This is a genomic window from Arthrobacter sp. G.S.26 (assembly GCF_050847375.1).
Lineage (GTDB): Bacteria > Actinomycetota > Actinomycetes > Actinomycetales > Micrococcaceae > Arthrobacter.
In genome coordinates this window covers 3873473-3884499 of sequence record NZ_CP193752.1, presented here as the reverse complement: position 1 = coordinate 3884499, position 11027 = coordinate 3873473, and the positions used below count along the sequence as shown (strand labels likewise).

Here is an 11027-nt window from a genome sequence, read left to right as displayed (position 1 = left end):
GCCTTAAAACACTGACGGCGGGTCCGGATGATCCGGGCCCGCCGTCAGTCGCTTAAGCGGTGCTGCCAGTGCCTGTCAGACGACGTCGGCGCTCTTGGCGAACCTGGCGATCGCACGCTGCGTGCCACGGTTGGTGAGCACCTGGATGACGGTGCTGACGGAAGCCGAGATCAGCGCGAAGGTCAGCGCCGAGCGAAGGCTGGTGGGCGTGTCGTCCTTGCCGGTGGGGGCCTGCTTGCCGGTGGACTTTTCCCAGACGGCGTTGACCAGCTTGGTGCCGACCAGGCCGGCGCCGAGGCTGATGCCGGTGCCGAGCAGCTTGATGAAGAGGTTCATTCCTTGTACTCCTTGCGGACGGAAAACATACTCCCCCCAGCCTAGCGGCAAGCAGCTGCGCACGAGTTCCCTACGGCGACCGGACCAGGCCCTCCCAGGCAACGTTCCAGTCGGCGGGGAACCCGGGGGCGGACCGCTCCGGCCCGTCGTCCCAGCCGGCTGCCATCAGCGCCACCGCAGCCAGCAGCCCGCCGTTGCCCGGCAGGTACAGCGGCAGCGAATCAGTTTGCCGGTTGTGCCCGTTGGGAAGGATGAGGTTCTTGCCGGCATCGAGCAGCAGGGCGTCCACCGCAGCTTCCGGATCGTCCAGCCGGGCGGCGGTCATGGCCAGGACGGGATAGTCCCAGCCCCACGTGCTGTCCCAGTCCCAGTCCGCGAGGACCTCCCGCAGCGTTGCCCGCATGATCGCCGGGTCCACCAGTCCGGTCTGCGGCAGGACGCCCAGGGCGCACAGCATTGACGGGTGGTCGGTGCGGATGGTGAAAGGTTCGACGTCGATCGCCGCGTACGTGCCGTCCATAACCTTGGGGGGCACCATGCCGGCCGCTACGGCTTCCCAGTCCTCCCGGGGCGGCAGGCCGAGCCGTTCGCGCCATGCCGAGGCCAGCCTGAGGGCCCACTGCCAGTACGCGAGTTCGAAGGTGGGATTGCTGGCCGTCCCCCGGACGGATTCGTAGCTTTCCTGGGCCGGAACCAGGGGCGGGCCCAGTTCGAAGCCGCGGGCAGTGGGGTGGGCGAAGGACGCCATGAAGTCGGCGGTGGCGAACACCACCTCCGCGAACTCGGCCAGGAGCTCACGGGACGGCTCGGCGCGGTAGGCCAGTTCGGCCAGGTGGATCGGGTGCGGCTGCTGCCAGATCAGGAAGGTGCCGATCGGGCTGGGGCTTTCCCGCCCGTCCGGACCCACTTGCTTGGGCCAGCGGACGCCGTCGAACCCCTGGTCCTTGGCCGTTTGCCGACCGCTGTCCATCACCGTGGCGTACCAGCGCAGCGCCGGCAGCAGCAGGGCCGTCCGGTTCCAGGTGGCGAAATGAGCCGCGTGCCACCAGTGCATCTCCAGGTGGAAGCGGCCGCGCCAGGAGTTGCACACCAACCCGGTTTCCTGGGGCGGCAACGATCCGGAGCAGTTGATGGCGGTGAGGTACTGCGAGAGGACGGTGCGGCGCTCCAGTTCCAGGGCGCGGGGATCCGCCGTCCCGGAAAGGTCGACGGCGGCGCCGGACTTCCAGAAGGCAGCCCAGCCTTGGCGGGACGCATCGATCACGGCGGTGCCGGCTTCCGCTGCGGTTGCCGCCGCCGGCACCGGGGCAGCGGCGGGTTCCGGTGTGGCGGGTTTGCCGATGCCGCTGATGCCGCCCGTTCCGCGGGGCAGGCAGTCGCCTTGCCCGGCGCTGACGAAGTGGACCGCGAAGTCCAGGACTTCCTGCCCGGGTTCGGCGCGGATCAGCACCTCGTGCCTGCCCGTCTGCTCAACCACCAGGCCGGTGCCGGTGATGGCCACCTGGTAGCCGGAACCGTCAAGGTCCCGCTGAATCACCCAGCGCTGTGGTTCGGCTTCCGCCACCCGGGTGGAGTGGGCTGCCGGCTGGTCCCAGTCCGCGGCGTTATGCCAGGCTTCGGAGCCGTACGGGAAGGCCAGTGTGACGGCCAGGCCCTGGTCCAGCGCCGCCGATTCGATGCGGAACCCCAGCTGGTCTTGTTCGGGGTGGCACGCAGTGGTGACATGGACGGGGTGCCCGCTCAGTGCGAAGGTGCTGGTTGCTGTCCCGGTCCAGAGGTCCAGTATCTGCCGGGGGTCCACGATGTCCGCGGCCTGGATGTCCGGGTTGTCCCTGTCCGGAAGGCTGAAGCCGATTCGGCCCAGGTCAAGCCGGTGCGGGTTGGCCCGCAGCCAGGTTTCGGCGCGGGACGTGTCCGTCTCGCGGCCGTCAACAATGTCACCCACCATGTCAACATAGGGCACCGGGCCGCGCGGCGAATCGTACGTGACGGTGGAACCGGCCAAGGAGTACTCGCCGTCGGCCGGAACGGCGTGCCAGCCCCATTGGGACTGGGTGCCCAGCAGCGTGCCCGGTGGGAGTTCACTGCGGGCACCCACCGGGTACCGGCCAGGCATGCTTTGCATTCCGGTCAGGTCCAGGGTGAAGCAGAACTCCCCGTTCCCCACCGAAACAGGGCTCCGCGGGTCCAGGCTTTGCTGGTGCACGTTATGGCGGCGCACCAGGGATTGACGGTCAATGGCAGTGTGCTGGCTGCGCAAGGCGCACGCCCTCCTCCGGTGAGAAAACGCTTTCTAAGCATCCTTTCCCGTGGCCCGGCGTCTGTCAACCACGGACCGCCCAGGGGGTGGTCCGTTCAGGCGGCAGGTGGTCCGCTGCGGAACCTGACCATCTTGTGCGAGCCGTCGCAATAAGGCTTGATGGCGGATGCGCCGCAGCGGCACAATGCCACGGTTTGCCGGTCGCGGGGGACTGCATCCCCTGACGGCGTGACAATCTCGAAGCTGCCGCGGATAATCAGAGGCCCATCCGGGCAAACCACGATTGAGCTTTCGGCCGGCCCCCCATCAGGGTTCACGCCGCAACCGCCACGGTTGGCCGGAGGGACGTTCCACCGTTTTCCCAGCAGGAAAGCAGGTGGCTGGACTGCCGGAGGTCCAGGGCAAGGGCAGCTGTTGCACCGAAGAGGACGTCGCCCAGCAACCTGGGCTCCGCCTCCACCAGGCCACCCGCCAGGTCACGGCCGGCAATTTGCTCGTGGACTGCATCGGCTTCCACATGCTCGTCGAAGTAATGGGTTACGGCTTTGTTGTAGCCATGCCTGCGGAATCCCTGGCTGTAGAGGCGGTTGGGCTGTGAGGAGGTCATCTCATACATGGCCAGGTGCCCGGCGATCGCCCCGCGCAGCCGGCGGTTCAAGCCGCACAGGGACATGAAGTTCACCGCCGCCAGGGATACGGCCGGTACGGTGTCCAGATATCCGCCGTAGGTGTCGTCCAGGTCAAGGCCCCGCATGGTCCGGGCGAACAAGGCGGCGTGCATCCGCTCAGGCCGGCCGCCGCCGTATTCATCCGCCTGGATCTCCACCAGGGCGGCTTTTGGCCGGCCGCTCAGGCGGGGAATCGCCCAGGTGTGGGGGTCGGCTTCCTTGAGCTGGTAAACGGACTTGTGGATCAGGAATTCCCTCAGCTGGGCCAGGCTGGCCTTCTTCGCGACGAAACGCGAGACGCTGGGGCCGGCGTCGCGGCCGGCCAGGCTGAAGAGGATGTCCGCGACGCCGTCGCTGGTCATCGGTTCCCCATGATGGGGAAGCCCGTGGACCAGCGGGGCGGCCTCGTTGCGCACGGAATCTTCGAAGGGCTGCTCCAGGAGCTGGCGTGCCCCAATCAGGTCCGGCTCCCATTCCCAGGCGTCGTCCACCCCGTCCAGGCCGGAATAGTGCAGCTCGTAGAGGCAGAAGAGCGTGAGCTGGATGTCATCGTCCACCACCAGGTCCCCCGCTGCGGCCAGGCGGGCGTGGATCTCCTGCCGGAGTCCGGCCAGTCCTGAAGCGGTCAGTGTTGGCTCCGGACGGCGCGCAAGGACACGGAACAGCTCGTGGCTGATGGGCCCTCTGGCTTCTGGAATCTTCATGGTGCTCCTTTGACGTGATGACCTGGCGCCCTGTCTGGTCCGTTCGCCAGACCCACGCCCAGGTGCGGCCGGTTACGCCAGCCTCTCCAGTCGATCACCTTAATAGTAAGCATGATTACTATATTAAGGCGAAGTGCCGGGCCCCGGATTCCGCGGCAGGCCCGGCCTCCTGTTAGCTGACGAAGGCCTTCATCCAGGTTTTGAGGTCTTCGCCGAACTCCACGCGCTCGGAGGCCAGGGTGATGACGGCCTTGAGGTAGCTGAGCTTGTCGCCGGTGTCGTACCGGCGGCCCTTGAAGACCACCCCGTACACCCCGGAGCCGTTGCCCTCGCCCGCGGCAAGGGTCTGCAGCGCATCGGTCAGCTGGATTTCGTTGCCGCGGCCGGGAGGGGTGTTCTCCAGGACACCGAACACGGCCGGGTGCAGCACGTACCGGCCGATCACGGCCAGGTTGGACGGCGCCTCACCCACAGCGGGCTTTTCCACCAGGGAGTTCACGCGGACGTAGTCCTCGCCCGCCACCACGGAAATGTCGGCACAGCCGTAGGCGCTGATCTGCGAGGGGTCAACCTCGATCAGGGCGATCACCGATCCACCGGTCTTCTGCTGGACCTCCATCATGGTGCTCAGCAGGGACTCGGCCTCATCGATGAGGTCATCCCCCAGGAGCACCGCGAACGGCTCGTTGCCCACGTGCTGGCTGGCGCACAGCACCGCATGGCCCAGGCCCTTGGCCTCACCCTGGCGCACGTAGTGGATGGGCCCCAGGTTGGAGGCGTGCTCCACGGCAGCAAGCTTGTCCGTGTCACCCTTCCGCTCCAGTGCACCCTCCAGGCCGGGTTCCCGGTCAAAGTGGTCCTCCAGGGCACGCTTGTTCCGTCCCGTAATCATCAGCAGGTCAGTCAGGCCCGAATTCACGGCCTCCTCCACCACGTACTGGATGGCCGGCCGGTCAACAACCGGCAGCATTTCCTTCGGCATTGCCTTGGTGGCGGGCAGGAAGCGAGTCCCCAATCCGGCAGCAGGAATAACGGCCTTGGTGATGGTTTGTGATGCAGTCATGTGTGTTTTCTCTTCTGTTGTGGACGTGTCAGCAGTGGGCGCGGAGGCTGTTGCAGGTCAGGTCGCCGCATTGTGTGATGTCGTTGATGAACCCGGCAGCGTACCGCGGCAGGAGCATTGCAGCATTCGAGGCAGTGGTTTCGTCGCGGATACCGGACTCAAGTGCTGCGGCCAGGCCGGCCAGCCGGCGGGCGCCGATCATCTGGCTTGATGATTTCAGGCTCAACACCGCATCGAGCGCACGTTCGAAGCTTCCCGCCACCAGGGCCAAGCGAAGTCTTTCGATGCGGAGCGGCATTAAATCGATGAAGGAATCAAAGAAGGCCTTCGTGTAGGCAAGTTCCTCAAGTTCCTCCGTGAACTGGTCAAGAACGGACCGGTCCAGTAACGGCGGAATATCACTGGAATCAGGGGGCCGGCGTCCGTTAATCGATTCGTCCGGCCGTTCATCATGCCGGGTGGAGCTGTGAATCATATGTCCTTCTCTTGGTCATTTGCGGCTCCCGCAATTTCTGTTGGCTGTACTTGGGTGAAGATCCCCGGAATTGCCCTAGGATCAGTCCGAAGTGAGTGTGAAACGCCGCTTGGGTGGTGGCGTCCGCAGGTCCTGGTCTCATAGGTGCTACGCGCCGCTCGGTCTCGTCGGTGCTGTGCGCCGTCTGTCAGGGGAAGTGCAATTGAATACTCAGAAAAACCAGCGTTGGCTGAAGCTGCCTCGACGGCGGCTCTCTGTTGGCGCCGTCGTCTCTGGTTTGGTCGCGTTTATGCTGTTGGTGGTGCCATCAGCCTCAACGGTGCCTGCTGCTGAGGCAGCGGCCACGTCCGGCGATTGGGTTCCCCTGGCCGCGGGGCCGGCACCGGCGAGCAGTCCCTTGGCTGGTTTTGTCCCGTTCGCCGGTGCTTACAGTTCGATGCCTCACTCCATGGAATGGTTCTACCTTCCCGTTAATGCGGTTGTTACCGGACCCGGAACGTTTAATTGGGCAAGCCTGGAAACCCAGTTGAACGCCATTGCGGGACGCGGCCACCAGGCGGTTTTTCGTTTTTATCTTGACTACCCGGGTAAGGCCACCGGCATCCCCGCATATCTGCTGCAGTCCGGGCTGTCCACCCATCGCTATGCAGACCATCAAAACCGTGGCGTGAGCGTCTCCCCGGACTATGAGGATCCGCGCCTCGTGTCAGCACTTGAGGGATTCGTTGCAGCCTTTGGGGCCCGTTATGACGGTGATCCGCGAATCGGTTTCATCCAGATGGGCCTTCTGGGCTTCTGGGGTGAATGGCACACCTTCCCCCATGACGGTTGGGGCTCTCCGGAGAACTGGTTTGCATCAACGGCCACCCAGAGTCGCGTGCTCGCGAGCTACACCAAAGCGTTCAGGAAAACGAAGCTTCAGGTCAGGTACCCCGACGCAGCCAACAAAAGCCTGAACGTCGGCTATCACGATGATTCTTTTGCCGTGCAGACCTTGCCGGGAACCGGTTGGCATTTTGTGGACAAACTGCGTCAATCCGGGACGACGGGCAAGTGGCTTACGCAACCCGTGGGCGGGGAACTGCGGGTGGAGATCCAGGACTGCATCTTTGAAACGCCGATGCGCTGCCCCGTCATCGAGTCCGGCGCGGACAATGACTTTTCCGGAAGCGTCGCAGCCACCCATGCCTCGTGGCTGCTTAACCACCGTGCCTTCAGTCCGGGATACACCGGTCAGACCCTGGCGAACGCAAAAGCTGCCTCCCAGTCGCTGGGTTACCGGTTTCAAGCGACAGCTTTCGCACTGACCCGGGGAGCCGTCAGCGGGCAGAGCGATCTCACTGTGAAGGTTAACAATGCTGGGGTTGCACCTTTCTATTACGACTGGCCGATCCAGGTTGCTGCGGCCGATTCGGGTGGGAAAATAGTTCGGACATGGACCACCTCGTGGAAGCTCTCCGGGGTGAAGCCGGGAACTCCGGCGCAGTGGAAAACAACTGTCGGCGGTGTGCCGCCGGGGTATTACACGCTGCTGATGAGGCCGCTCAACCCGCTTGCGAAGGGCGTCCCGCTACGGTTCGCCAACGCGTCCCAGGACAAAACCCTGGCTGGTTGGCTCACGCTGGGACGCAAGTACCTCCCGGCGCCGTGAGCAGGCCGGGCTGCGTCCGGGTCACGGTGCCACGTTTGGTGCCCTGTATCCGTCCGGGTTTCCCTGCTGCCACCGCCAGGCATCGGTACACATGCGGTCAAGGGTCAGCGACGCCGTCCACCCCAGCTCGAGGTCGGCCTTCGACGGATCGGCAAGACTCACTGGCGCGTCTCCCGGCCTGCGGTCCACCAGGGCGTAGGGAATGGTGGTACCGGATGCGGCTTCAAACGCTTTGATTACTTCCAGGACGGAGTAGCCTTCACCGGTGCCGAGGTTCCAGGTATGCAGTCCCTCGTGCCTTGCGAGGTAGTCCAGTGCTGCTGCGTGGCCTGATGCCAGGTCCATAACGTGGATGTAATCCCTGATGCCGGTCCCATCGGGGGTGGGGTAGTCGCTGCCGAAGACACTCACTTTGTCCCTGCGGCCCACTGCCACCTGCGTCACGTACGGAAACAGGTTGTTCGGCGGCCCCTGTGGGTCCTCACCGATCAGCCCGGAGGGGTGGGCGCCCACTGGATTGAAGTAGCGCAGGAGCGCAATCCGCCACCGGGGATCGGCGGCCTGGAGATCCGTGAGGATGTCTTCGATATGCTGCTTGGTCCTGCCATACGGGTTGGTCGCGCGCAGCGGAAAGTCCTCCCTGAGCGGCATATCCGGGTTGGCACCGTAGACAGTGGCCGAGGAGCTGAAGACAAGGCGGCGGACGCCGTGGGCGTCCATGGCCTCCAGGAGGTTCAGTGTCCCGCTGACGTTGTTACCGTAGTAGCGCAGTGGTTGGCTGACGGATTCCCCGACGGCCTTGAAGCCTGCGAAGTGGATGACGGCATCGATATCGGCGCGGGCGAAAATATCCTGAAGGCAGGACTTGTCCGCGATGTCCCCTTCAACGAAAGAGATGTCCCGGCCCGTAATTTTCTGCACCCGGAGCAGGGATTCAGAGAGGGAGTTGCTGAGGTTGTCGATGACAGTGATGTTGTGACCGGCCTCGAGCAGATGAAGGATGGTGTGCGAACCGATGTATCCGCAACCGCCGGTGATGAGGATGTTAATGGCTCTGCCCCCGCTGGTAGATGACCCCGCGTTGCGCGGGCAGAACCAGAGACGTCGGGGCAGGATTACCTGCGGCGTCCGCCAGTCCCGGGGGAACGCTGATCCGGCGTTTCCGGCGGCCATCCTTGTTGAAGTTCACTGCAGCCCACCCGCCGTTAAATTCACGCGACCAGACATGCTGGCGGCCTTTCGGTTTCTCCCGGGGTGCGCCAAGGGACCAGTCCAGCTCTGGAATGTGTTGGGTCCGGCTGTAGTCATCGTGCGCTGTCGCAGTGAACGAGCCCTGGCCCCGGCCGAAAATCCAGAACGCTGCGAGCCCGTACGTGAAATTCGGGTGGTTGTCATCCCCGTTTGTCGGGACGCGCAGAATTGACAGGCCCGGGCCATCAGCCTGCGGGAGCTGTGCTTCTGCCGTAGCCGGGTCAAAGAGGTCCCGGGGGCCGTAGCCAAGCCAGACTTCTTCGAACCCGCCGCCGTACGCGGCGTGGGAAGCCCACCTGCCCGGCACCCGGCGCGACTCGGCGATGTTGGGCACCAGGATTTTCCCGATGCTGTTCAGGGATTGGCCCGCTGCGTGGACAAGGTGATCGAGCCCGTCCCGAAGATCCGCCATCGAGGAAGCCGGTCTAATGGGCAGGTTCAGCTGGTAGTAGTCGTCAAAAACATCGTTGTCAGCCATCACGCCGTCGAACGGCGACTCCAGGAGTTCTGCGGTGACATTTTGAACCCAGCGCGCACGGTACCCGGCGTCGCGAACGTTCATCTGCCAATGCCCGCCGTACCCGTTCCACTCGATGCGGGTGCCGTCCAGCCGGGTAGCGAACCACGCCCCGCCCTCCTCCTCGGCTTCGCGGTACGCAACGCCCGAACTGTAGACCGGCCCGGGTTCGTAGTCACGGGTTGATGAGAAGCACTTGTAACAAAGGACCGTCATGTCCGGCCGGAGCCGCTTGAGTTCTGCCGCCGCGTCCGTCTCCCAGGGTTGGAGGATGGCTGCGCGGTAGTGCTTTGCAGCGAAGGCCACCTGGTCCGCAGGGATGGGATCGCCGTAACGGATCCACGCGCCCACGCCGCTCACAGGTCCACCGGAGCCAGCTCTTCGCCCCGGACCGGGGCCGCTTCCCCGATGACCGGGAGGTCGCCGAGGGCGCGGTAAATCTGGTTGTAGGAGGACATAACCTCGTGCATCTGGAACAGCTCCTGGACGCGGGTGCGGGCATTTGCCGCGTATGAGGCGTAGTTGGCCAGGTTGCCGATGACGGCCTGGATGCCGTCGGCCATCTGTTGCACGTTGCCGGGCGTGACCGTTTCGCCGCAGGGACCGATGACCCGTCCGTCCGCGGTGGTGAGGTTGTCGGAGATCTGCTGTGCGACGCCGCCCACATCGGAGCCGACGGTAGGAATTCCCGCCGCCATGGCCTCAAGAATGACAATAGGCTGTCCCTCGTTGTAGCTGGGGAGGACCAGGAGGTCGAACTGGTCCAGCATGTCCCGAACATGGACAGTGCCGTGGATGGTGACGTGGTCGTTGAGTCCCAGGGCATCGATCTTCGCGAGGCAGGCCTCGTAGTACTCCGGCACGTGTTCGGTTGGCCCCAGAACGTCCAGGTGCAGGTTCGGATACCCGCGGTCGCGCAGGATCTCCATGCTGGACAGCAGATCCAGCAGTCCCTTGATGGGCACAACGCGGGCGATATAGACAAGGTGCCAAACGTAGTCGGGGCCTTCCGCTTCCATCTTTGTCAGTGCGTCCTGACGCGCCCGGAACTTCTCGTCGAACTCGGCAATGACCATGCCGTTGGGCACAACCACCGACTTGTCCATGTCGGCGCCGAGCCGGGCAGCTTCGGTGATGGCACTCGGGTAAAGGTACGTGATGAGTCGTGCGCTGGGGTAGCAGAAACGGCCCATCTCGGTCCACCACGCCATCCACGCGCGCTGCTCTGCGGTCACGTCGAAAGTCCGGTAATCCTCCGCCGTGATGGACAAGGCCATGTTCCGGTCCAGCAGGGTGTTGACCGTGTCGCGGACGTAGAGGTTGTGCTCGGTCAGCAGGAATGACGTGTTGTGGTCCCTGGCCGCGGCCGCGCCGAGCAGCGAGGCGTAGCCGGTGGTATGGGCGTGGTAGACACTGGCCCGGGGCATCGTTTCGCCCAGCACCGCGTAGGCCAGGGAAAAGAAGTTGCGCAGGGTCCAGAAAGAGTTTGCCAGCGACAGGTTCAACTGGGGCATACGATCCTGCAGGGTCTGCATGAATTCCCTGGAACCGAGAAGGGCCCAGAGGGGGTACTGCCGGGTGCGTTCGTTCATCCCCTCGTCAATCAGCTCCCACAGGCCCTCGACGTCGCCGTGTTCCGAAAGTGCGTACAGGGCATCAAAGAACCTGTGCGAGAGCGCTTCGCGTTCCGGTGCCGTCATTCCCAGATCCCTCGATGCGACGCCCTGGAAGTCCTGCCGGTGCTCATCCATGCTGAGGAACACGGTGCGTACCCACCGGACGTTCGACGGCATGCCGTAGAGGTCCGTCAGCGGCGCGTCCGAGTCCCACGTGATGTGGATGATGCCGTAGCTGAGATCGGGGTTGTGGGTCACGATGTCGTGAACCACGGCGGAGACCCCGCCTTTGAGGAAGGGATAGGTGGACTCCATCACGATGGCAACATCCACGTCCTCATAAACGGGCTTGGCGGCTGTTGCCGGCTCGATGGCCGCCGCCGGAGACAAGGTCCGTGGCTTCTTCTTGCCGCTTCTCGCGATCGAGTACATGGTGTTCCCCTTAGCATTTTGGAAGTCAGTCGTGGCGTTGCTGGGTAAAACGGG

10 protein-coding genes are annotated in these 11027 nt (G+C 64.3%); 1 reads left to right on the top strand and 9 read right to left on the bottom strand.

What is annotated here, in order from left to right; genetic code table 11:
• Positions 1–75: 75 nt before the first annotated feature.
• The 6 genes from ACRB8A_RS17835 to ACRB8A_RS17810 form a co-directional block, all read right to left on the bottom strand.
• A complete protein-coding gene (locus ACRB8A_RS17835; RefSeq protein WP_056595725.1) occupies positions 76–336 on the bottom strand; it encodes a DUF4235 domain-containing protein in 261 nt (86 codons plus the stop codon).
• Positions 337–406: 70 nt separating this feature from the next.
• Complete coding sequence (locus ACRB8A_RS17830; RefSeq protein WP_432245247.1) at positions 407–2596, bottom strand: hypothetical protein; 2190 nt, start codon at positions 2594–2596, stop codon at positions 407–409.
• A gap of 95 nt (positions 2597–2691) precedes the next feature.
• Positions 2692–2877, bottom strand: a complete 186-nt coding sequence (locus ACRB8A_RS17825) for a CDGSH iron-sulfur domain-containing protein (protein WP_432246065.1) — start codon at positions 2875–2877, stop codon at positions 2692–2694.
• Positions 2878–2909: 32 nt separating this feature from the next.
• Complete coding sequence (locus ACRB8A_RS17820; RefSeq protein ID WP_432245246.1) at positions 2910–3968, bottom strand: iron-containing redox enzyme family protein; 1059 nt, start codon at positions 3966–3968, stop codon at positions 2910–2912.
• Positions 3969–4140: 172 nt separating this feature from the next.
• The gene (gene galU / locus ACRB8A_RS17815; RefSeq protein ID WP_432245245.1) at positions 4141–5031 is read right to left on the bottom strand and encodes a UTP--glucose-1-phosphate uridylyltransferase GalU; all 891 of its coding nucleotides are present in this window, start codon (positions 5029–5031) and stop codon (positions 4141–4143) included.
• 28 nt (positions 5032–5059) lie between these two features.
• The gene (locus ACRB8A_RS17810; RefSeq protein WP_432245244.1) at positions 5060–5506 is read right to left on the bottom strand and encodes an Hpt domain-containing protein; all 447 of its coding nucleotides are present in this window, start codon (positions 5504–5506) and stop codon (positions 5060–5062) included.
• A 202-nt stretch (positions 5507–5708) separates the two neighbouring features.
• Between ACRB8A_RS17810 and ACRB8A_RS17805 the strand changes: the two genes are divergently transcribed.
• Positions 5709–7157, top strand: coding sequence for a DUF4832 domain-containing protein (locus tag ACRB8A_RS17805; RefSeq protein ID WP_432245243.1), 1449 nt, complete (start codon positions 5709–5711; stop codon positions 7155–7157).
• Between the two features lie 21 nt (positions 7158–7178).
• On the opposite strand, the gene galE is transcribed toward ACRB8A_RS17805, so the two are convergent.
• The 3 genes from galE to pelF are packed head-to-tail and all read right to left on the bottom strand — an operon-like array spanning position 7179 to position 10973.
• On the bottom strand, positions 7179–8207 hold the full coding sequence (gene galE / locus ACRB8A_RS17800; RefSeq protein WP_432246064.1) for a UDP-glucose 4-epimerase GalE: 1029 nt from the start codon (positions 8205–8207) through the stop codon (positions 7179–7181).
• Complete coding sequence (locus ACRB8A_RS17795; RefSeq protein WP_432245242.1) at positions 8203–9285, bottom strand: putative glycoside hydrolase; 1083 nt, start codon at positions 9283–9285, stop codon at positions 8203–8205. The genes galE and ACRB8A_RS17795 overlap by 5 nt, the downstream gene beginning before the upstream one ends.
• Entirely contained in the window at positions 9282–10973 is a 1692-nt protein-coding gene (gene pelF, locus ACRB8A_RS17790) for a GT4 family glycosyltransferase PelF (RefSeq protein WP_285240565.1), read from the bottom strand. Before pelF ends, ACRB8A_RS17795 begins: the two co-directional genes overlap by 4 nt.
• Positions 10974–11027 lie beyond the last annotated feature (54 nt).